Annotated in this window: 20 protein-coding genes; 12 read left to right on the top strand and 8 right to left on the bottom strand. The window is 68.9% G+C overall.

What is annotated here, in order from left to right; genetic code table 11:
* Nucleotides 1-19: 19 nt before the first annotated feature.
* The 4 genes from rfbB (at nt 20) to BN1313_RS00890 (ending at nt 4,015) form a co-directional block, all read left to right on the top strand.
* The gene (gene rfbB, locus BN1313_RS00905) at nt 20-1,069 is read left to right on the top strand and encodes a dTDP-glucose 4,6-dehydratase (RefSeq protein WP_091735287.1); all 1,050 of its coding nucleotides are present in this window, start codon (nt 20-22) and stop codon (nt 1,067-1,069) included.
* The gene (gene rfbD, locus BN1313_RS00900) at nt 1,066-1,956 is read left to right on the top strand and encodes a dTDP-4-dehydrorhamnose reductase (protein ID WP_091735285.1); all 891 of its coding nucleotides are present in this window, start codon (nt 1,066-1,068) and stop codon (nt 1,954-1,956) included. The genes rfbB and rfbD overlap by 4 nt, the downstream gene beginning before the upstream one ends.
* On the top strand, nt 1,953-2,840 hold the full coding sequence (gene rfbA / locus BN1313_RS00895) for a glucose-1-phosphate thymidylyltransferase RfbA (RefSeq protein WP_091735282.1): 888 nt from the start codon (nt 1,953-1,955) through the stop codon (nt 2,838-2,840). The genes rfbD and rfbA overlap by 4 nt, the downstream gene beginning before the upstream one ends.
* A 77-nt stretch (nt 2,841-2,917) precedes the next feature.
* Nucleotides 2,918-4,015: a Gfo/Idh/MocA family protein gene (locus tag BN1313_RS00890; protein ID WP_091735280.1), complete on the top strand. Its 1,098-nt coding sequence runs from the start codon at nt 2,918-2,920 to the stop codon at nt 4,013-4,015.
* A 3-nt stretch (nt 4,016-4,018) separates the two neighbouring features.
* Here the strand turns inward: BN1313_RS00890 and BN1313_RS00885 are convergent, their stop codons facing one another.
* Nucleotides 4,019-4,996, bottom strand: coding sequence for a quinone oxidoreductase family protein (locus BN1313_RS00885; protein ID WP_091735277.1), 978 nt, complete (start codon nt 4,994-4,996; stop codon nt 4,019-4,021).
* 231 nt (nt 4,997-5,227) lie between these two features.
* On the opposite strand from BN1313_RS00885, the gene BN1313_RS00880 reads away from it, so the two are divergent.
* Together BN1313_RS00880 and BN1313_RS00875 are read left to right on the top strand one after the other, a co-directional pair.
* The gene (locus BN1313_RS00880) at nt 5,228-5,824 is read left to right on the top strand and encodes a chromate transporter (RefSeq protein ID WP_091735274.1); all 597 of its coding nucleotides are present in this window, start codon (nt 5,228-5,230) and stop codon (nt 5,822-5,824) included.
* A complete protein-coding gene (locus BN1313_RS00875; RefSeq protein ID WP_091735271.1) occupies nt 5,821-6,369 on the top strand; it encodes a chromate transporter in 549 nt (182 codons plus the stop codon). The genes BN1313_RS00880 and BN1313_RS00875 overlap by 4 nt, the downstream gene beginning before the upstream one ends.
* 10 nt (nt 6,370-6,379) lie before the next feature.
* Here BN1313_RS00875 and BN1313_RS00870 read toward each other — a convergent pair whose 3' ends face one another.
* From BN1313_RS00870 to hemC, 4 genes are read right to left on the bottom strand one after another with little or no spacing between them, the layout of a single operon-like run.
* Complete coding sequence (locus BN1313_RS00870; RefSeq protein ID WP_091735268.1) at nt 6,380-7,906, bottom strand: heme biosynthesis HemY N-terminal domain-containing protein; 1,527 nt, start codon at nt 7,904-7,906, stop codon at nt 6,380-6,382.
* Nucleotides 7,903-8,763, bottom strand: a complete 861-nt coding sequence (locus tag BN1313_RS00865; protein WP_091735266.1) for a COG4223 family protein — start codon at nt 8,761-8,763, stop codon at nt 7,903-7,905. The genes BN1313_RS00870 and BN1313_RS00865 overlap by 4 nt, the downstream gene beginning before the upstream one ends.
* Before the next feature lie 2 nt (nt 8,764-8,765).
* On the bottom strand, nt 8,766-9,476 hold the full coding sequence (locus tag BN1313_RS00860; RefSeq protein WP_091735264.1) for a uroporphyrinogen-III synthase: 711 nt from the start codon (nt 9,474-9,476) through the stop codon (nt 8,766-8,768).
* Nucleotides 9,477-9,536: 60 nt separating this feature from the next.
* Nucleotides 9,537-10,499 carry a hydroxymethylbilane synthase gene (gene hemC / locus BN1313_RS00855; RefSeq protein WP_091735262.1) on the bottom strand — a complete coding sequence of 321 codons (963 nt, stop codon included), beginning with the start codon at nt 10,497-10,499 and terminating at the stop codon, nt 9,537-9,539.
* A 69-nt stretch (nt 10,500-10,568) separates the two neighbouring features.
* Between hemC and tsaD the strand changes: the two genes are divergently transcribed.
* From tsaD to BN1313_RS00840, 3 genes are read left to right on the top strand one after another with little or no spacing between them, the layout of a single operon-like run.
* Entirely contained in the window at nt 10,569-11,675 is a 1,107-nt protein-coding gene (gene tsaD / locus BN1313_RS00850; protein ID WP_091742062.1) for a tRNA (adenosine(37)-N6)-threonylcarbamoyltransferase complex transferase subunit TsaD, read from the top strand.
* A complete protein-coding gene (locus BN1313_RS00845; RefSeq protein ID WP_091735260.1) occupies nt 11,672-12,661 on the top strand; it encodes an NAD(P)H-dependent glycerol-3-phosphate dehydrogenase in 990 nt (329 codons plus the stop codon). Before tsaD ends, BN1313_RS00845 begins: the two co-directional genes overlap by 4 nt.
* A 4-nt stretch (nt 12,662-12,665) precedes the next feature.
* Nucleotides 12,666-13,025 carry a Rieske (2Fe-2S) protein gene (locus BN1313_RS00840; RefSeq protein ID WP_091735258.1) on the top strand — a complete coding sequence of 120 codons (360 nt, stop codon included), beginning with the start codon at nt 12,666-12,668 and terminating at the stop codon, nt 13,023-13,025.
* Here the strand turns inward: BN1313_RS00840 and BN1313_RS00835 are convergent.
* Complete coding sequence (locus BN1313_RS00835) at nt 13,022-13,780, bottom strand: creatininase family protein (protein ID WP_091735255.1); 759 nt, start codon at nt 13,778-13,780, stop codon at nt 13,022-13,024. The genes BN1313_RS00840 and BN1313_RS00835 overlap by 4 nt on opposite strands.
* A gap of 10 nt (nt 13,781-13,790) precedes the next feature.
* Nucleotides 13,791-14,288 carry a hypothetical protein gene (locus BN1313_RS00830; protein WP_176695853.1) on the bottom strand — a complete coding sequence of 166 codons (498 nt, stop codon included), beginning with the start codon at nt 14,286-14,288 and terminating at the stop codon, nt 13,791-13,793.
* A 111-nt stretch (nt 14,289-14,399) separates the two neighbouring features.
* Here BN1313_RS00830 and acs point away from each other — a divergent pair, with 111 nt between their 5' ends.
* The 3 genes from acs (at nt 14,400) to BN1313_RS00815 (ending at nt 20,225) form a co-directional block, all read left to right on the top strand.
* Nucleotides 14,400-16,337: an acetate--CoA ligase gene (gene acs / locus BN1313_RS00825; RefSeq protein ID WP_091735249.1), complete on the top strand. Its 1,938-nt coding sequence runs from the start codon at nt 14,400-14,402 to the stop codon at nt 16,335-16,337.
* A complete protein-coding gene (locus tag BN1313_RS00820; protein ID WP_091735247.1) occupies nt 16,337-17,326 on the top strand; it encodes a small ribosomal subunit Rsm22 family protein in 990 nt (329 codons plus the stop codon). The genes acs and BN1313_RS00820 overlap by 1 nt, the downstream gene beginning before the upstream one ends.
* Before the next feature lie 67 nt (nt 17,327-17,393).
* A complete protein-coding gene (locus tag BN1313_RS00815; RefSeq protein ID WP_091735244.1) occupies nt 17,394-20,225 on the top strand; it encodes a M16 family metallopeptidase in 2,832 nt (943 codons plus the stop codon).
* 6 nt (nt 20,226-20,231) lie between these two features.
* Here BN1313_RS00815 and BN1313_RS00810 read toward each other — a convergent pair whose 3' ends face one another.
* Complete coding sequence (locus BN1313_RS00810; RefSeq protein WP_091735242.1) at nt 20,232-21,530, bottom strand: Hsp70 family protein; 1,299 nt, start codon at nt 21,528-21,530, stop codon at nt 20,232-20,234.
* Nucleotides 21,531-21,561 lie beyond the last annotated feature (31 nt).

The following is a 21,561-nucleotide window of genomic DNA, read 5'->3' as shown; positions in this document are numbered from 1 at the left end:
CGCAAGAGGGAAATCGCAGATGAAGATCATCGTCACCGGAGGCGCGGGCTTCATCGGATCCGCCGTCGTGCGCCGGGCGATCGCCGACGGCCATCAGGTGGTGAACCTCGACAAGCTGACCTATTCGGCGAACCTGGAGAACGTCGCCGCGGTGGCGGGAAATCCTGGCTACGCGTTTGAACAGGCCGACATCTGCGATGAAGCGGCCGTTCGTACGATCTTCGCCAAACACCAGCCTGACGCGGTGATGCACCTGGCCGCAGAAAGCCACAACGACCGGGCCATCGAAGGCCCGATGGACTTCGTGAAGACCAATGTGGTCGGCACCGCGGTCCTGCTCGAGGCGGCTCGGTCCTACTGGACGGGTCTCGAGGGCGCAGCGAAGGACGCCTTCCGCTTCCATCACATCTCGACCGACGAGGTCTTCGGCGCCCTGGGCGAGACCGGCGATTTCACGGAAGAAACGCCCTACGATCCCAACTCGCCCTACTCCGCCAGCAAGGCCGGCGCCGACCACCTGGTGCGCGCCTGGCACCGCACCTTCGGCCTGCCGATGGTGCTGACCAACACCTCCAACAACTACGGCCCCCACCAGTTTCCTGAGAAACTGATCCCGACGGTGATCACCCGGGCGCTGGAGGGAAAGACGATCCCGGTCTACGGCGACGGCCGGCAGGTCCGCGACTGGCTCTACGTCGACGACCACGCCGAGGCGTTGCTCCTGGTGCTGCAGAAGGGTCGCCTGGGCGAGACCTACTGCATCGGCGGCGATAGCTCGAAGCGCAACCTGGAGGTCATCCAGATTCTCTGTGAGGCGATGGACCGGTTGGCGCCGGGCAATACGCCGCACGCCGACAAAATCACCTACGTCACCGACCGGCCGGGTCACGACTTCCGCTATTCGATCGATGATCAGAAGGTGAAGAAGGAACTGGGCTGGACGGCCAAGCACACGCTCGACCAAGGCATGGCTGACACAGTCGCCTGGTATGTCGACAACCGGGCCTGGATCGATGGCATCCGCGAGCGCGGCTTCCAATCCGAGCGCCTGGGTCTTGTGAAGGCATGAGCGTCCGGATTTTGCAGTTCGGCCTGAGCGGCCAGCTCGGCCAGGAGCTGATCCGCCAGGCGGACGGCGAGGTGGAGATCGCGGTCCTGTCGCGCGCGGACGCCGACCTCGCCAACGCCGCCGCCTGCGCCGCGCGGGTGCGCGAGAGCGACGCCGACCTGGTGGTGATCGCCGCGGCGTACACCGCGGTCGACCTTGCCGAAACCGAGCGTGACCTGGCGTTCGCCGTCAACGCCGAGACCCCGGCCGCGATCGCCGCGGCCTGTGCGGAAACGGGTAAGGCGCTGGTCAATTTCTCGACCGACTATGTGTTCGACGGGACCAAGGCCTCAGCCTACCTGCCGGGCGACCCGACCGCGCCGCTGAACGTTTACGGCGCATCGAAGCAAGCCGGCGAAGCGGCGGTGCTAGCCGCTTGCGACCGCGCCCTGATTTTGCGCACCTCCTGGGTCGTCTCGGCGCACGGTAAGAATTTCGTCAAGACAATGCTGCGCCTGGCGCGTGGCGGCCAATCGCCCAAGGTCGTCGATGATCAGGTTGGACGCCCAACCTCGGCGGCTGATCTCGCCGGCTTTGTGCTGGCCCAAGCTCAGACCCTGGCCTCGGCGCAGGGCGGCGCGCCGGTGTTCGGTCTCCATCACTTCGCCAATGCTGGCGAGACCAGCTGGCGGGGACTGGCTCAGGCGGTCTTCGATGAGGCTTTGGGCGACGAGACCCGTGAGGTCGCGCCCATCGCCACCGCAGATTGGCCGACGCCGGCGGCGCGGCCGGCGCGCGGCGTATTGGATACGACGAGCCTCGAAGCCACCTTCGGGGTAAGCCCAAGGCCCTGGCGGGCGGCGCTTTCGGACATCATCGGCGACTTGGCGGAACTGGAGCAGGCATGAGCGGCAGGCGTGGAATCATCCTGGCGGGCGGCGCGGGCACGCGGCTTCACCCCCTGACGCTGGCGACCTCCAAGCAGTTGCTGCCGGTCTACGACAAGCCGATGATCTACTACCCCATGTCGGTGCTGATGCTGGCCGGCGTGCGCGAGATTCTCCTGATCACCACGCCGGAAGATCAGGCGGGCTTCAAGCGCTTGCTGGGCGACGGCTCGCAGTTCGGCATCGAGCTCACCTATGTGGTCCAGCCGACGCCCGGCGGTCTGGCCGAGGCCTACATCCTGGGCGAGGAATTCGTCGGCGGGCAGCCCTCGGTGATGATCCTCGGCGACAACATCTTCTTCGGCCACGATTTCCGCCAGATCCTGACCTCGGCGGATGAGCGGACCACTGGCGCCACGGTCTTCGGCTATCCGGTCCACGACCCGGAGCGCTATGGCGTGGTCGATCTGGACGCCAACAAGAAGGCGATCTCCATCGAGGAGAAGCCGCTGAAGCCGAAGTCCAACTATGCGGTGACCGGCCTCTATTTCTATGACGGCCGCGCGCCGGAGATGGCCAAGACCTTGACGCGCTCGGCGCGGGGCGAACTTGAGATCACCGCGCTCAACCAGCTCTATCTGGAAGCTGGCGAACTGCACGTCGAGTTGCTGGGCCGGGGATTCGCCTGGGAAGACGCCGGCACCCACGACAGCCTGATCGCCGCCGCCGAACTGATCCGCGTGTTCGAGCGCCGCCAGGGCCTGCGCATCGGCTGCCTGGAGGAGATCGGCTACGACCAGGGCTGGATCGATCGCGACCAGCTGCTGGCCGCAGCCAAGGTGCAGGCCAAGAGCGAGTACGGGCGTTACCTCATCGAACTGGCCGAACGTCCGCGCGAAGCCTAGCCGCGCTCCGCGACACGTTGAAATCTTCGCGCGGAACGCGGAGGCTAGGTTGACGTCGCCGCCTTCGGAGCTCGCCCATGTCCGTTTCTCCGCCCGCCCTGCGCGTCGGCCTCATTGGCGTCGGCTTCGGGGCCAAGGTCCACGCTCCGGCGTTTCAATCGGAAGGCTGCGAGATCACCGCCGTCGTCGCGCGCCGGCACGAACGGGCGGAGGCGGCGAAGGCGCAGCTGGGCGCCAAGCACGCCTTCACCGACTTCCACGCCATGCTGCAGCTCGACGAAATCGACGCCGTGGCTATCGCCTCGCCGCCGGCTGACCACCGCGAGATGGTGCTGGCCGCACTGGCGGCCGGCAAGCATGTGCTTTGCGAAAAGCCCTTCGCGCTCAATGTCGCCGAGGCCGAAGAGATGCGCGCCGCGGCGGCCCGCTCGGGTCTGACGGCGATGGTCGCTCATGAATTCCGCTTCACCGCCGGTCGCATGCGGGTGAAGGAGCTGCTCGACGAAGGCTACATCGGCGCACCGCGCTTCGTCCGGGCAAGCTTGCTGATGAACCGGCCGGCGCCCGCCGAGCCCCTGGAGTTCCTGGCTCAGCGGGACGACGCGGAGGCGGGCGCGGGCCTCTTGTTCGCGCTCGGCTCGCACTACATCGACGGCCTGTTGCATTGGCTGGGTCCGGTGGCCAGCGTCTCGGGCGATCTGAGGACTTTTGCGGGCGACCGTGTGAGCGAAGGCGGGTTGGTGCAGGCCAGCGCGGACAATTTCCTGCTGGTCACCCTGCGCTTCGAGAGTGGGGCCATCGCCCAGCTCACCGCCTCCGCCGCGGCGCCCTTCGCCGCCGTCAGCAGCATTGAGCTCTACGGCGAAGCGGGGACTCTGGTGACGCCTCAGACCGGCGGCAATCCGCCGCCGCATGGCCCTGTTCTGGGCGCGCGGCTGGGCGAACCGGCCCTGGCCGAGTTGGATATCCCCGAGCGCCTCCGGTCGTTCAGCGACGACCGCGATGAGCGGTTGTTCGCCTTCCGCCTGCTGGTGCGCGCCTTCAAGGCGGGCGTCGCTGCGGGGACGTCGCCAGCGCCCAATTTCGACGACGGGCTTCGCGTCCAGCGGGTGTTGGACGCGGTACGTCGTTCGGCCGCAACCGGCGAGGCCGTCACGATCTCGCCGGGCGTTTGAGGCTCAGGGTGTCAGGATGATCTTTCCGGCCGGTTCGTGGGCGTCCATGGCGCGATGGGCCTCGCCGGCCTGAGCCAGGGGCAGGACCCGGTCGACCAGGACCTTGAGGCGTCCGCCGGCCGCGAGCGTCATCAGGGCGGCGCGGTCGATCGCCTGTTCGGACGCCGCTGTGCGTGGGTCGGCGCCCTGGCCGCCGATGATCGAAAGACCTTTCGAGAAGATCGTGCGCGCCGAGAGATTCACCTGCTGCGCGGCGATGTTGCCGTAGATCACCAAGCGGCCGCCCGGCCGCAGGCTGGAGAGAATCGCATCGAATAGCGACTGGTCGAAGACCGCGTCGATGGCGGCGTCTGCGCCCTTGCCGTCCGTCAGGTCCAGGACGCGCTTGCCGACATCTTCCTCGTAATGATCGATCACCTCGTCGACGCCAAGGCCCAGCACGATGTCGCGCTTGCGTCGGCCGCCGGCCGTGGCGATCACGCGGGCGCCCGACGCCTTCGCGATCTGAGCGATCAAGCTGCCGGTGCCGCTGGCCGCGGCGGTGACCAGGACGGTCTCGCCAGGCCGTACGGCTGCGCGGCGAACCACCATGCGGAAGGCCGTGGGCCCAGTGCCGGCCAGGGAGCAGCCTTCCTCATAGCTGACGCCTTCGGGCAGGAGGGAGGTCGCGTTGACGTCAGCCAGCGCCAGCTCCGCGTAGGCTCCGGACTTGGTTCGAGCGATCACGGCGTCGCCGACCTTGTAGGCGGTGACGCCAGGCCCGACCCCGACCACGTCACCGGCGGCCTCATAGCCCAGCACGTGAGGTGGGCTGATCTTGAAGTAGGGCCGGATGCCCGAACGCCAGACCGTATCCACATGGTTCACCGACGAAGCGCGGACGCGGACCAGAATTTCGCCGGCGCTGGGCGTCGGGTCCGGCAGGTCGCCGTATTCGAACACGGTGTGATCGCCCGTCTTGTTTAGAAAAGCAGCCTTCATGGCGTCCTCCCAAGATTCTGTGGGCCCACCGTCTCAGATACCCGACGCCCGCGACATCAAGTTATTCTGGTATTGGCCCTGAAAACTTGCGGGTTCATCCATCGTGCTTATTGAGTTGGATTGGCCACGCCAATAGCGACGCTACGTAGCGCGTGAAGGCTTTGCTCAGGGGCAGTTGGCGCTAAAACGCCATTGAACGCGGCGCTCTGTCGCGAGTCAGCAGGCCCATTGATGAGCGAGCCTTCCAAGTTCACCGAGGCGTTGGCGCACGAGTCGCCCCATGCCCACAGCTATCGCGACCTGACGGTCGCCTTCCTGCGCATAGGCCTCCTGGGGTTTGGCGGCGTCGCCGCCTCCGCCCGGCGCGTGCTGGTGGCCGAGCGACGCTGGTTCAGCGACGAGGACTACGCCGCGATCCTGGGCATGGCCCAAACCCTGCCCGGCGCGAACACCGCCAACCTGGCGGTGATGATCGGCGACCGGGCGCAGGGCGCGACCGGCGCGATGGTCGCTCTCACCGCGCTGCTGGCGCCGCCCCTGGCCCTTCTGTTGGCGATCATGGCCTTTTATGACCAGGTCCAGGCGCTGCCGGCGGTCAAGGCCTTGTTGCATGGCATGGCTTCGGTTGGGGCGGGCATGGTCTTCGGCACCGGCCTTCGAATGGCTTGGAGCCTGCGGCGCTGGCCCCGGCGGTTGATCTTCGGCCTTCTGGCGATCGCCGCCATGGTCGTCGGCCACGTGTCGATTATCGTCGTGGCTTTCGGCGTCGGCGCCCTGAGCGTCGCCTACGCCGCCTGGACCATGCGCCAGGCAGGGCGGCCGTCATGAAGGTTCTTCTCGTCGGCCTTGCCCTCGAACTCGCGCTTTTATCGCTGGCCGCCTTTGGCGGAGCGGCGGCGATCATGCCCGCTCTGCACGACGTCGCAGTGTTGCGCCGCCACTGGATGAGCGAGAGTGACTTTCTGCAGCTCTACGCCGTGGCCCGCGTGGCGCCGGGTCCCAACATCCTGATCGCCAGCATCATCGGCTGGCGCGTGGCGGGTGCCGCCGGTCTTGCCGTCGCCACGGCGGCGATCCTGGCGCCCTCGTCGCTGGTCTGCATGGCCTTGAGTCGGCTTGCGGTGCGCTATGAGGACACCTCGGTTGTGCGCGCCTTGAAGGCGGGGCTTGCCCCCGTCGCCGTTGGCATGACGTTGGCCAGCGGCTACGCCATCGCGCACACCGCCAATGCGGATTGGATCGGCTGGGGGCTGACGGCGGCCGGCGCGGCCTGGATCCTGTGGTGCAAGGCCAACCCGTTATGGATACTGCTGATTGGCGGGGGCGTGACCATGGGCATGACGCTCGCTGGCCTGCCTGTTGCCGGTCTTTAGGACCGTGCCCCTAAGATCGCGGACTCGTCCGGCGAGTGCGCGACGCCGCGCGGGGGCTCCGGCGTTTCGGCGCGTCCGGCGGCGGCGGAACGCGCTGCGGCTCGTCATCCGTGCGCGGATCGTGGATCGGAAAGAATTGCGGTGGCGAGCCATCGGCGTTCAGCAGGGCTGCGCTGTCAGCATAGGACAACGGTAGTTCCGGGATTTCGCTCAGAGCGCGTTCGCCGCGTTCATGCCGCGGATGGATCAACTCTCCGTGCTCGCCATAGACCTGGGCGAGGCGCGCCCAATCCTTCGGGCCATAGGCGAAGGCGCGACCTTCGGGGTCCAGGTCCGACCAGTCGGGCTCGCCCGGCGCGCTGACGCCCCTGACCATCCAGACCCGGGCCTCGTCAGGCGCTCCGGAGGCGAAGGCGACGCGTGCGAAGAGACCGGCGGTGCGGGCCGTAACCGGCTCTTCAGCCAGGGCCCGGACCGCCGCGACCGCGGCGGCGGCGTCGCCGGCGATCAGCGCCTGCTCTACGCCAAGGATGTTGCTTTCCCGGTGGCCGGGGTTCTGGTCGGCGAGGCCGCGCAGCCGCATTGCCCGCAAGTGCGGCGTCTCGTCTGTGACCAGATCGCGATAGGCGAGCCAAAGCGCGGGGTGGGGGCTCGCCCTCCAGGCCTGTTCGATCAGCGACGCGGCGCGGCCGCCTTTGCCGTCGAGTGCGAGCAGTCGGGCGGCGAGCGCGACGCCGGGAGCGAAGCCTGGCTGCAAACGCGCCGCCTCCAGGGCCTGGTCCATCGCCAGTTGGCGCAGCTTCTTGGTCGGCGCGCGCTCGAGTTCAGCGGCGGAGGCGGCGAGCAGCGCCGCGCGGGTGCGTTCGCCGACGATCGGGGACACGATCTTGCGGTCCAGCGCGCCCTTCACGAGGTCCAGCGCCTCGCTCCACAGACCCGCCTCCAGCCGCGCCTCCAGCATCGCCCGCCAGGCCCAGCGGGCGGTGCGCGCCTCGCCGTAAGCGGCCTCGGCTTGAGCCAGGGCTTCGGCCTTTCGGCCCGCCAGCGCGGCGAGCAGCATGAGGCCCCGCCGCCCCGCCAGCCGCATCGCCGGATCGGCCAGCATGGCGGCGTAGGCGGCCTCCGCAGCGCTTGCGTCCTGGGCGGCTTCCGCCGCCTGGGCGGCCAGCAGGCGAACGAGACCCGGCGTGTCCTTGGCCAACTCCTGCGCCTTCTGCGCCAGTCGGCGCGCCTCTGATCCATCGCCAGCGGCGGCGGCCAGGAACCCGCGGGTCAATACGTCGCTGGCCTGGCGGCGACGGCTGGTCTCGCGCGCTTCTTCGGCCCGTTTCGGCGCCTCCAGAATCCAGATCAGCGTGCGCCAGCCGATCAAGGCGCTGAGCGACAGCAACAGGATGATCACCATCGCTGCGGCTGCCGTGGTGTCGGCCCGCCAGCCCAGCCAGGTCAGACTCGCCCGGCCCGGTTCTCCCGCGATCGCCAGGACAGCGACCGCGAGGGCGGTCACCAGAAAGACAACAATACTGATGCGGATCATGCGCCGCCGCGCGAAGCCGCAGCGACGCTCTCCAGGGCGCGACGGCGCAGGGCCGCCAGTGACCGATCGATCGCAAGCCGGCGGTCGGCGCCTGCTCTCCAGGGCGCCAGCACCTCTCCAGCGCCAGCCGGCAGGCGATCCAGCAGGGGCAGGGCGCGCTCGAGGTCTCCTTCGGCGATCCGTAATTCGGCGCGGGCCAACAGGGCGTCAGGGCTGTCGCCTCGTGTCGCCCCGACGGGGCGGATGGTGACGATCTTGGATAGGGCGTGGACAAGGCGTGCGGCGAGGCCGTCCCCATCCTTCGGGGCATGGATCGCGGCGGCCGCGGCGCCGGCGTAGGCCGAAAAGCTTGCGGCGAGCGCCGTACGGCTGGGCGCGCCATCGACCGCGAGGCGGGCCAGCAGAGCCAATTCGGGCGATGGCGGGGCGACCGCGCGCACAGCCGCCACCTCGCCGTCGAAGGGCCGGGAGCTCTGCGCAGTCTCGATCAAGGCGGCTGCGGCCAGCGCTTGACCGGCCGCCGCGGCCCCAGCGCGCTCGCGGCCTTCCAGCCGTGCGAGTCGGGCGTCGAGATCGCCCAGGGCGAAACTCGGCGAGGTCGCCGGCAAGTCCAGGGCGGATGGGAGGTCGGCCGCCGCAGGCGACGGTGTTCTCGCGCCTGCCAGCGGTGTTGGCGGCTGGCTCGCGACCGGCGCAGGCGAGGTTTCCAAGGCCCTAAGGCCGGCGACGCCGAGGGCTGCGCCGGCGCCGAGACAGATCAAGCCGAAGACGGCGAGAAACCATGGGCGCGGCGCGGCGCGGCGCGGCCGATAGGCGGCGGGGTCCAGCGGCGCGGTGATATCGGCCGGCTCGCTCATGGCTAACGATCTATCAGATCAAACATGCCGGCTTCGAGAGGGAAGGTCGGCGCGGCGCGGCCGGCGAGGCGGGTTCGCAGCAGGGGCTTCAGCGCCTCCCGGGAGATCCCGATCGCCTTTGGAACCGGCGCCGGGCTAGGCTGCGAGCCGGCCCGCAGCACCGAGGCGAGGGCGCGCGCGGCCTTGGCCGAATGGACCAGGACGACGTCGGCGGTGACCAGTCGCGCGATATCCTCGGCGGGTACGGGCAGAGGCGCTGTCTCGTAGACGATCAGTCGTCGCGCCTCGATGCCATAGCCCTCCAGCAGGCCCACCAGGTCGCCCGCCAGCTCTTCAGCGCCAGGATGCAGGACATAGCCCTTGATCTCGCGCCGGCGTGCGCTGATGCCGTCGGCCAGGGAATCGACGTTGCCGTCGGTCGACAGGACGGTGCGGAAGCGCGCGGCGCGGGCGGCGTCGGCCGTCGCGCGGCCTACGGCGAAGACCTTAAGATCGCGCTCCGTGCGGGCCTGGGCGAAGGCGCGTACACCATTGGCGCTGGTAAAGGCCAGGGCGCCGACGCCTGACAGGTCGTAGGCGATGTCGGGCAGCAGCCGCACTTCGAGCAGCGGCGTGACCCAAGCTTGGTGGCCGTGGGCGCGGACACGCGCCGCCGTCGCATCAGCGCCAGGCTGCGCGCGGGTGATCCAGACGGTCTTGCCTTGGCCGGCCATGGGAAAATCCTAGCAGACGGACCTTAACTATTGGCGCCCGAAAACGGCGTTGAAACCCTGTCAGAGCGAGATGGCGTCGCCGGCCTCTTCGTGAATCGCCCGGCCAAGGGACAAGCCGAGATCGCGGGCCGCGACGGCCGGATCGGTCGTCTCAGCGAGATCGGATTCGCCGCTGCGGCGAAACCTCAGGCGGCCGTCCGGCGACAGGGCCTCGGCGATCATGTGGAGGCGGCCGGCCTCCAGCCAGGCGTAGGCGCCGATGGCGGTTTTGCAGGAGCCTTCCAGGGCTTCAAGCGCGCCGCGTTCGGCGGCGACGGCGACGGCGGTCGGCGCGTGGTGGAGCGCCATGAGCCAGGGCTGGGCGCGATCGGCCTCGCGAGTCTGGATGGCGAGGGCGCCTTGGCCCGGCGCCGGCGGATTTTCGCGCGGGTCGATCAGGCTCCTGGCGACATCACCCATACCCAGCCGGTTCAGGCCGGAGGCGGCCAGCAGGATCGCGTCCGCCTCGCCGGCCGCCAGCTTGGCCAGGCGGGTGTCAACGTTGCCGCGCAACATCAGAATCTGCAGGTCGGGCCGGCGGTTGAGCATTTGCGCCTGGCGCCGCAGGCTGGCGGTCCCGACGATGGCGCCCTCAGGCAGGTCCTCCACCCGGTCGGCATGTTCACTGATGAAGGCGTCGCGCGGGTCTTCGCGCTGCGAGATGGCCGAGATCGGCAGGCCTTCGGGCGAGATCGCCGGCATGTCCTTCAGGGAATGGATGGCGCAATCGATGCGGCCGTCGGCGAGGGCCTCTTCGATCTCCTTGGTGAACATGCCTTTGCCGCCGATCTCCATAAGCCGGCGATCCTGCACCACGTCGCCGGTGGTGGTGATGATGACCATCGGGGCGACGCGCTCGACCTCAGCGGCGTCGGTCGGATCGACGCCCAGAGCGGCGGCGATCTGGCGTTGCATGATCCCGGCCTGGACCCGCGAAAGCTTGGAGCCGCGGGCGCCGATCCGGACGGGTTGTTGCGTGGGCACGGTGAGCGGTCTACCTCGGAGAACGATGACATGCGCCCCCTATCCCAGCCGGCCCGCCGCAGCAACCTGATGGGGACCGTACAGATCCTGCCTCAGGTGGTTCTGGGCCTTGAAACCAGCTGCGATGAGACCGCCGCTGCGGTGGTGCGTCTGGACCCGGGCGGTGCGGTGCGTGTGCTGTCGTCGGTGGTGGCCAGTCAGATCGCTGACCACGCGCCCTATGGCGGCGTGGTGCCCGAGATCGCCGCTCGCGCGCATGTCGAAAGCATCGATGGCGTTGCTGAGCGCGCTCTGGCCGAGGCCGGCCTGGCCTATCGTGATCTTACCGGCGTCGCAGCGACGGCGGGCCCCGGTCTTGTGGGCGGCGTCATGGTCGGCCTGTCCTTTGGCAAGGCGGTCGCCCTGGCGCGGGGGATTCCGCTGGTGGCGGTCAACCACCTGGAAGGCCATGCGGTCTCCGCGCGCCTGGGCGCGGAGATCGTTCCATATCCGTTTCTGCTCCTACTGGTCTCAGGAGGGCACTGCCAACTCCTCGAGGTCGCAGGCGTCGGCGCCTGCCGACGCCTGGGGACGACGATCGACGATGCGGCCGGCGAGGCCTTCGACAAGATCGCCAAGAGCTTGGGCCTGACCTATCCGGGCGGCCCGGCGCTGGAACGGCTGGCCGAGGGCGGTGACGCAAGCCGCTTCCCCCTGCCCAGGATGTTGTTGGGCCGCAAGGATTGCGACTTCTCCTTTTCCGGCCTGAAGACCGCCGCCGCCCGTCTCGCCGAAGGCCTGACCGAGGAAGCTGATCGCCGGGATCTCGCGGCCGCGGTGCAGACAGCGATCGCTGACCAGCTGGCCGAACGCAGCATCCGCGCCATGCAGAACTATGCGGCGGCGCACGGCGCCGACCAACGTCGGTTCGTCGTGGCGGGCGGCGTTGCGGCCAACCAGGCGGTGCGCGTGCGCCTGACCGCGGCCGCCGCGGACAAGGGTTTCTCCTTCCATGCCCCCCCGCTCGCCTACTGCACAGATAACGCCGCGATGATTGCCTTGGCGGGCGCCGAGCGGCTGGCCTTGGGGCTCAGCGACCCGCTCGACGCGGTGGCCCGGCCGCGCTGGCCGTTGGACGCGGCCGCGGCGATGGCGGCGCCGACCCACAAAGCCGGCCGCAAGGGAGCCAAGGCATGATGTCGGCTGGGGTCATCGGCGCGGGCGCCTGGGGCACGGCCTTGGCCCAGGTCTGCGCCCGGGCGGGACTGCGGACCGTGCTGCAGGCGCGCGATCCAGGGTTGGCCGACGCCATCAACGCCTCGCATGAGAACGCGCCATACTTGGCCGGCGCGGCCCTCGATCCCGCGATCCACGCCACCGCCGACCTCGCCGAGGCGGCGGGCTGCGACATCCTGCTGGCGGTCGCCCCAGCCCAGCACCTGCGCGCAACCCTAACCCTGCTCGCCCCGCACATTCGCGCAGGTCAGCCGGTCGTCCTCTGCGCGAAGGGGATTGAGCAGGGTTCGCTGAAGATGATGACTGAGGTTCTGGCCGAGACTGCGCCGCAAGCAGCGCAAGCCGTGCTGTCGGGGCCGAGCTTCGCCGCCGATGTCGTCCGCGGCCTGCCGACGGCGGTCACTCTGGCCTGTCCTGACGAGGCGCTGGGGCGGGCCCTGGCCGAGGCGCTCGCGACGCCGGTGTTCCGTCCGTATCTGTCGAACGACGTCGTCGGCGCCGAGGCCGGCGGGGCGGTCAAGAACGTGCTCGCCATCGCTTGCGGCGTGGTCGAGGGCCGCGGTCTGGGCCGCAGCGCCCACGCCGCCCTGATCACCCGGGGGTTTGCTGAGCTGACCCGGCTCGCCGTGGCGATGGGCGGTCGCGCTGAGACTGTCGCCGGCCTCTGTGGGCTGGGCGATCTGGTGCTGACCTGCTCCAGTCCCCAATCGCGCAATATGAGCGTCGGTCTTGCGCTCGGGTCGGGCCAGACTCTTCAGGCGGCCCTGACCGGCAAGCGTACGGTGGCCGAAGGGGTAACCTCGGCGCCCGCGGTTGTTGCCTTGGCAAGAAAGCTGGACGTGGAGGCTCCGATCTGCGAGGCGGTGGCGAAGATCCTGGCCGGCGAGGTCGAGGTCAATGCGGCGATCCAGGCGCTCCTGGCAAGACCGCTTCGGGAGGAAGTGTAGAGACATGTGGCGCCCTGCAAACCCTGCCAAGCCGAAGGCCGGCGTGAGGCTGTGCGACGTGCAGGAGCTGGAGGATCCCGGCTCCAAGGGCTTCTGGTTCGAAGAAGGCCTGGCGGTGTTCGCCGGCCTCGTCGTGCGCCAGGGCGAGACGGTGCGGGGATATCTCAACACCTGCCCGCACGCCAACTGGCAGCTGGGCGTACAGGGCGATTTCCTGTCGCCCGACCGCCGCTACGTCTATTGCGCCGGTCACGCGGCCCTGTTCCGCGTCAGCGACGGCAAGTGTGTCGCCGGCCCCTCGATGTCGGACCAGCTCTACGAATGGCCGGTCGAGGTGCGCGAAGGCGCGATCTACACGGTCTAGCCTGGGTAGGGCGACGCGGGTTCGGCGTCGAAGGCCTGAACCTCGGCGATCAGGGCCTGGACGGCGGCGGCCACCAGTTCGCCGCCCTTTTCCGGTGTGGCGAGGCCTGGGTCAGAGCCCATGCGGCCGTCAGCGTAGCGGGCGCGGAAGTCAGTGGCCTCGCGGATTGGGCCGCTCGTAGCGATGCGCGGCGCATAGTTGGCGCTTTTGATCGCGTCCGGATAGGCCCACTGGGTGATGGCGATCTCGGACGGGGTCGCATGGCTGCCGTGGCCGCTGGGAAACTGGCGGCTAACCAAGCTCATGACGCCGCGCAGTTCCCACCAGTTGCGCACTTTGCAGGAAAAGCCGCGTGGCCGTCCGGCGAAGCTCGCCTCGGCATAGAGTTCAGAAAACGCCGCCTCAATGGTCGAGTGGTTTCCGCCGTGGCCGTTCAGGAAATAGAGCTTGGTGAAACCGTGCGCGCCCAGGCTGCGGCACCAGTCGCCAATCGCCAGCATGAAGGTCGAGGGCCGGAGTGAAATGGTGCCGCCGAACCCCAGGTGGTGCTGGGCCATGCCGATGTTGAAGGTGGGCGCGATCAGGATGTCGGCGCTCTTCTGCGCCTCATTGGCGATGATCTCCGGGCACATCCAGTCGGTGCCCAGGAGGCCCGTCGGGCCATGCTGCTCGTTGGAGCCGATCGGCACGACGATGGTCCTGGATCGGCCGAGATAGCCTTCGATCTCCTGCCAGGTCGACTTGTGCAGCAGCATGGAGGGTCCTCTAAGAGACGGACGGTTGGATCGGTGCGGCCTCGGCGGCCCGCATGGCCACGAGGCGGAAGGGCGACTTGCCGTCGCTACGGAAGGTCAGCACGCAGCGATCGGCCTGGCCCGCCGCCGGCAGGCAGACGCTCCCATCGTCGAGCGTCTTGAGCAGGCCGGCAAGGGTCTTGGCGTCAGGGGGTTCGACGCGCCCCTCGGCCGCCTCGACCAGCCGAAGCGTGGCCGGCGCGACCATGCGGTCCAGGGCGAAGTCCGAGGGGCCGCCCTCGATCTCGACGCCCTCGGCCTTGGCGACGGAGATGATCTGTCGACGCAAATCGCCACGCACAGCGGGCCGATCGACCAGCGCCTCGAAACCGGGGCGGTCGTCGGCGGCCACGGCTGTCAGAAACCGGTGGACGTCTTCAGACGCCGTCGAACGGGGATCGCCGTTGCAGGCCGCCGTCATCAGGAGCAGCGCGCCGAGCATCGCGCGCGGAAAAGCCGGGGAGAACATCGCGCGGACCATGACGGTAGGCGTCGGCCAGGGCAACCCGCAGGGTCCTCACGGTTGCGCTGACGGGGCCGGATCGCATACTCCCGAGCCTAGTCGCAAGGAGCGCTCAACGTGTCGGATGATCAGCTATTCCCGGTCCCGGCGGATTTCGCCGCCCACGCGCACATTGACGCAGCGGGATTTGCGGCGGCCACCGCCGAAGCGGCCAATGCGCCTGACGCCTACTGGCGCAAGCTCGGCGAGCGGCTGGACTGGATGGCGCCGTTCACCCAGGTGAAGGACGTCTCTTTCGACAAGGACGACTTCCGCATCCGCTGGTTCGCCGACGGGGCCTTGAACGTCTCGGCCAACTGCCTGGACCGCCACCTGCCGGCCCGCGCCGACGACGTCGCGATCATCTGGGAGAGCGACGACCCGGACATGCACGACACGCTCACCTACAGCCAGCTGCACGCCGAAGTCTGCCGCATGGCCAATGTGCTGAAGGCCAGGGGCGCCAAGAAGGGCGACCGGATCACAATCTTCCTGCCGATGATCCCCCAGGCGGCGGTCGCCATGCTGGCCTGCGCCCGGATCGGCGCGGTCCATTCGGTGGTGTTCGGCGGCTTCTCGCCCGACAGCCTGGCGGGTCGCATCCAGGACTGCGGCTCGACCCTCGTCATCACCGCCGACGAGGGTGTGCGCGGCGGCCGTCACGTGCCGCTGAAGGCCAATGTCGATGAGGCGCTGAACGACTGCCCTGACGTCACCGATGTCATCGTCGTGCGCCGCACCCGCGCCGATGTGCCGATGGTCGAGGGCCGCGACGCCTTCTATTCGGACCTGAAGAAGGACGTCTCCGACGTCTGCGATCCGGAGCCGATGAACGCCGAGGATCCGCTGTTCATCCTCTACACTTCGGGCTCGACGGGGAAGCCCAAGGGCGTGCTGCACACAACTGGCGGCTATCTCGCCTGGGCGTCCTACACCCATGAGGCGGTCTTCGATTACCGGCCGGGCGAGGTCTATTGGTGCACCGCCGACGTGGGCTGGGTGACCGGCCACAGCTACATCGTCTACGGGCCGCTGGCGAACGCGGCGACGACCTTGATCTTCGAAGGCACGCCAAACTATCCGACGTCATCCCGGTTCTGGGACGTGATCGACAAGCACAAGGTGGAGATCTTCTACACCGCCCCCACTGCGATCCGCGCCCTGATGCGTGAAGGCGAAGAGCCGGTGAAGCGCACCTCGCGCAGTTCGCTCCGCCTGCTAGGCTCGGTGGGCGAGCCGATCAATCCGGAAGCCTGGCTCTGGTATCACCGCGTGGTCGGCGACGGCCGCTGCCCGATCGTCGACACCTGGTGGCAAACCGAGACGGGCGGCATCCTGATGAGCCCGCTGCCCGGCGCTATCCCCATGAAGCCCGGCTCCTGCGCCCTGCCGCTGCCGGGCGTTCAGCCGCAGCTGGTCGACGCCGAGGGCAAGGTGTTGGAGGGCGCGGTCAGCGGCAATCTGTGTCTGATCGACAGTTGGCCCGGCCAGATGCGCACGGTCTATGGCGACCATGAGCGGTTCATCCAGACCTACTTCTCGGCCTATCCGGCCAAGTACTTCACCGGCGACGGCGCTCGCCGTGACGAGGACGGCTACTACTGGATCACCGGCCGGGTGGATGATGTGATCAATGTCTCGGGCCACCGGCTCGGCACCGCCGAGATCGAGAGCGCGCTCGTCGCTAACGAGAACGTGGCCGAGGCCGCCGTCGTAGGCTTCCCGCACGATGTGAAGGGTCAGGGCATCTATTGCTTCGTGACGCTGAAGTCCGACGTGGTCGCCACCGATATCCTGCAGGCGGAGCTCAAGGGCTGGGTGCGCCGCGAGATCGGCCCGTTCGCCGCGCCGGACGTCGTGCAGTTCGCGCCCGGCCTTCCGAAGACCCGCTCCGGCAAGATCATGCGGCGCATCCTGCGCAAGATCGCCGAGAACGACCTGACGAATCTCGGCGACACCTCCACGCTCGCCGATCCGTCGGTGGTGGACGACCTCGTGGCGAACCGCGGCGCCTGATGGCGCCGGAGCTGCCCGGCGCCCTGCGGGCCGCCATCGACGCCGAGCTGCAGGGCGTCTCCCGGCGGGATCTGGCGGACCGCGCGGCCGAGACCTCCGACGCCTATCGGGCGGGCAAGGGCTCGGCCGGGGTGATTCGCGGCGCGTCCGACGCGCTCGCCTATGCGCTGGCCCGAATGCCGGCGACCTATGCGGCCTGCGCGGCGGTGTTCAATGAGGCGCAGGATCGTGCGCCCGCCTTCGCGCCCGGCCGCCTGCTCGACGCCGGCTGCGGGCCGGGCGGGGCGAGCTGGGCCGCCATCGAGGCCTGGCCGCAGATCGAGACCGTTACTTGGCGAGATTCTAGCCCGCTCTTCCTAGACCTGGCCGCGCGGCTCGCCGCCGCAGCGCCCGTGCTGGGGGCCGCCGATGTTGAACGCGTCGACCTCACGGGCGGGGCCGCCCTGCCGGCGGCCGACCTGGTGGTGGCGAGCTACGCCCTCGCCGAGATCGCGGCGGACAAGCAGGCCGGCGTGGTGGGTCGTCCTTGGGCGGCCTGCGAGGGCTTGATCGCCTTGATCGAGCCGGGGACGTCGGCCGGCTACGCCCGGATTCTGGCGGCCCGCTCGACCCTGATCGAGGCCGGCGCCCAGATTCTGGGCCCCTGCCCGCATGAAGACGCCTGTCCCTTGCCGGCCGGGGACTGGTGCCACTTCGTCCAGCGCCTGCCGCGCAGCCGCGATCATCAGCTGGCCAAGCGCGCCCAGGTCAATTTCGAGGACGAAAAGTACGCCTATGTCCTCGCCGCCCGACCGGGCGTCGTCAGCGATCCGACGCCGGCCCGCGTGCTGGCGCGGCCGGTTTCGGCCAAGCCCGGCGTCACCTTGAAACTCTGCACGCCACAGGGGCTGGAACAGCGTTTCGTCGGTCGCCGCGAGAAGGCCGCCTACGCCGTGGCCTCGCGGCGCGACTGGGGCGATGTTTTCGCGGGCCCGGAGCCCGAAAGATGACACCGCGTTAAGTCGCCAAACCCGCTGAGCGGCGCCATGCTCGCGCCCTGCCTTAAGGATGTCCTCCATGATCAGAGCCGCCCGCGCCCTCGGCCTCGCCGTCCTTCTCGCCGGAACAGCTTTGACGCCGGTCGCCCTCGCGCAGACGATGCAGGCGGCGACCGTCCCGCCGATCGCCTACAAGGAACGCGTGCTGGCCAATGGCCTGCGGGTGCTGACCTCGCTGGACAAGACGACGCCCAATGTGAGCGTCCAGGTCTGGTACGGCGTCGGCTCCAAGGACGACCCGCAGGGCCGTTCGGGCTTCGCCCACCTCTTCGAGCACATGATGTTCAAGGCGACGCGCAACCTGCCGTCGGAGAGCATCGACCGCATGACCGAGGACGTCGGCGGCTTCAACAACGCCTCAACCTACGACGACTTCACCAACTATTATGAGGTGGTCCCGGCCGAGCATCTGGAGCGCCTGCTCTGGACCGAATCCGAGCGCCTGGGCGCCCTGGTGGTCGACGAGGCGACCTTCGCCTCCGAGCGTGACGTGGTGAAGGAGGAGCTGCGTCAGCGCATCCTCGCCCAGCCCTACGGCCGCCTGTTCGGCCTGCTGCTGCCGCAGGCGACCTATACGACCCACCCCTACAAGCGCCCAGGCATCGGCTCGATCGAGGAACTGGACGCGGCGACCATCGACGATGTGCGGCGCTTCCACGCCGCCTATTATCGGCCCGACAACGCCGCCCTGATCGTCGTCGGCAACTTCGACGAGGCCAAACTCAACGCCTGGATCGACCGCTACTTTTCGCCCTTGAAGCCGCCGGCCCAACCGATCACCCGGGTCACAGCGGTGGAGCCGGCGCGGACGAAGGCCGGCGTCTTCGACGGCTATGGCCCCAATGTGCCCCTGCCGGCGGTGGCGATCACCTGGCTCGCGCCCGCGGCCTCCAGCCCGGATGCGCCGGCGCTGAAGGTGCTGGACGCCATCCTGTCGGCCGGCAAGTCCTCGCGCCTCTATAACAGCCTCGTCTATGACCAGCAGATCGCCGCGGAGGTCTTCACCAGCGCCGACATGCCGCAACAGCCGGGCATGTTCGCCGCCGCCGCCATCATGGCCTCAGGCCACACCCTCGCGGAGGGCGAGACCGCCCTTCTGGCCCAGGTGAAGCGCCTGCGCGACGCCTCGCCCACCGACGCCGAACTGGCCGAGGCCAAGAACGAGTTGGTCGCCGGCAAGCTGCGCGAGCGCGAGTCCATCGACGGCCGCGGCTTCGCGCTCGGCTATGCGCTGGAGACCAGCGGCGACGCGGCGGCCGCCAACACCGAACTGGCCGACCTGCAGGCCGTGACCGCGGCCGACGTCCAGCGCGTCGCCGCCAAGTACCTCGCCGACGACCGGCGGATGACCATCCGTTACCAGGCCGAGGGCGCGCGTCCCGCCGGTGAGGTCGAGGCCCCCAGGCCCAAACCGCCTACCTCCGTAGGCGCCTTCACCGGCCGGGTGGTCACCCTGGCGCCGGTGGCCGAGCGCACGCCGGCCCCGCCGCTCGGCGCGCCGATCGCGCCGGTGCTGCCGAACCCAATAGAGCGCACGCTGAAGAATGGTCTGCGCGTCATCGTCGCCCATTCCAGCGATCTGCCCCTGGTCACCGCCGATTTGACGGTCAAGGCTGGCGCCTGGGCTGATCCGGCGACCCTGTCTGGCGCGGCCAGCGTCACTGCGGACATGCTGACCGAGGGCACCGCGACGCGGTCGGCCCAGGACGTGGCCAGCCAGACGGAAGCCCTGGGCGCGGTGCTGCAATCGGCGGGCGGCGCGGACTCAGCCTCGGTCACCCTCAATGTCATGCCTGACAAGCTGGCCGCCGCCATGGCCGTGATGGCCGATGTCGCCCGCAATCCGGCCTTCAAAGCCGACGAGCTGGATCGCCAGCGGGCCCTGGCGCTCGACGGCCTGCAGGTCGCCTACCAGGATCCCGGCCAGATCTCGTCCTTTGTCGCCCGACCGGTGATCTTCGCCGGCACCCCCGCCGGCCACGTCAACGGCGGCACGCCCGCCTCGCTGCCGCGGATCAAGCCTGAAGACCTCAGGACGATCCACCAGGCCTACTATCGACCTGACAACGCCGTGCTGGTCCTGACCGGCGCCATCACGCCTGAGCAGGGATTCATCCTGGCTGAACAGGCCTTTGGCGACTGGGCCAAACCTGTCGCCGCCGCGCCCGCCCCCCCGGTCATCACGCCGAAGGCCGGGCCGCGCGCCGTGGTCGTCGACCTGCCCGGCACGGGACAAGCTGCGGTCAGCGTCGTGGCGCCAGCGATCGCCCGGAACGACCCGGCCTACTATCCGGCGATGGTCGCCAACACCGTCCTGGGCGGCGGCTATTCGGCGCGCCTGAACCAGGAAATCCGCATCAAGCGCGGTCTCAGCTATGGCGCGGGTTCCAGCCTGGCGACCAACCGAACGACGGGCCTGTTCCGCGCCAGCGCTCAGACCAAGAACGAGTCCGCGCCCGAAGTCTTGACCCTGATCAAGGCCGAGATGACGAAGCTTGCCAGCGCCCCGGCCAGCGCCGATGAGCTCAAGGCCCGCAAATCCGTGCTGATCGGGGGCTTCGGCCGGCAGCTGGCCACGACGGACGGTCTGGCCGACATCATTGGCAATCTCGCCGTCTATGGCGTGCCGCTGGACGAAATCGGCCTGTACACTCGTAAAATCGAAGCTGTGACCGCGCCTGAAGTCCAGGCTTTCGCCAAGGACCGCTTCGACCCGGCCAAGGCCAGCGTGATCATCGCGGGCGACGCCAAGGCCTTCGCACCCGCGCTAAAGGCGAACCTGCCGACCCTGGAGGTCATCCCGGCAGCGGAGTTGGACCTGGACAGCCCGACCCTGAAGGCGGTGAAGTAGAGGGCTTTATGTAGACGCGGACCAACGGCTAAGGTCGGCGTCTCGGCCCATCAGCGCCAGACCTGAGGCGATGGACTCGAGTTCCGCGCCGGTCTCGATCTTCTCGGCAGGGAAGCGCGCGTGGAAGATGGCGCGGACGGCTGGCGTCAGTGACGAGCCGCCGGTCAGGAAGACGCGGTCGATGGCGCCGGCCTCGACGCCGGCGTCAGCCAGGGCGCGGTCCACGGCGGCGTCCATCTGGGCGAGCTCCGGCGCAATCCACGCTTCGAAGGTCTCCCGCGCGATGTCGCGGACGATGGATATCCCATCCGCGACGAAGCGGAACTGGGCCTGCTCGGCGCTGGAGAGCGCGATCTTCAGCTGTGAGACAGACTGGTACAGCTCGAAGCCCAACTCCTCGTCCAGCACATGCACCAAGCGGGCCAGCTTCGCTGGCTCGACGGCGTCGCGGGCGAGACCGCGGATCTCGCGCATGTCGCGGCCGGCCCGCATGAGAGCCAGCTGGTCCCAGCGGGCGAAAGCCGAATAGTAGCGCTGGGGCACAGGCAGAATTTTCCCCATCGACCTGTAGCTCGAGCCTTTGCCGAGCTCGGGTGACACCAGATGGTCGATGATCCGGTAGTCGAAGGCGTCGCCGGCCACGCCGACCCCAGCGCGACCCAGAGGCTGGGCGCGGAACACACCGTCCTCGCGGCGGAAACGAATGATCGAGAAATCTGAGGTGCCGCCGCCGAAATCGCCGACCAGGACCGTGGCGTCCTCGGTGAGGCCGCGGGCGAAAAAGAAGGCCGCGCCGACCGGCTCGTGCACATAGACGATTTCTTCGAAGCCCATGCGGCGGAAGGCGATGTCGTAGCGCGACAGAGCTAGAGCTTCGTCCGGCGCGCCGCCGACGAAGGTGACAGGTCGGCCGACGATGACGCGCTTCGGCAGGTCGGCCAGCAGACCGCCGGCGTGCTCGCGCACTTTCAGGAGGTAGGTGGAGAGGAGGTCCTCGAACCGGTAACGCTTGCCGAGGATTTGGGTCTCACTGAAGCTCGCCTGAGCGGCGAAGCTCTTGAAGGACTGCAGAAACCGCGTCTCCGTAGGATCTTCGGCGTAGGCCTCGATGGCCCAGGGGCCAGCCTCGATGATGCGGTCGGACGGGCGCGCGGGCGGGGCGTGGAACGAGAGCGCGCTGCGGATCGCTGTCTGGGCTCCACGGGGCGCGTCGAACCGCACGAGATCGACGCCGCCTTCAGGCGGGGCAAGCGCGATCACCGTATTGGTCGTGCCGAAATCGACGCCGAGGCTGAGGCTGCTCATGGCGGGGGTCCGTCAGGGGGCGCGCCTGTTA

Origin of the sequence: Phenylobacterium immobile (ATCC 35973) (assembly GCF_001375595.1) — a bacterium.
Taxonomy (GTDB): Bacteria; Pseudomonadota; Alphaproteobacteria; order Caulobacterales; family Caulobacteraceae; genus Phenylobacterium; species Phenylobacterium immobile.
The sequence above is the reverse complement of the archived record's forward strand: the minus strand, read 5'-3'. Positions and strand labels throughout refer to the sequence as shown.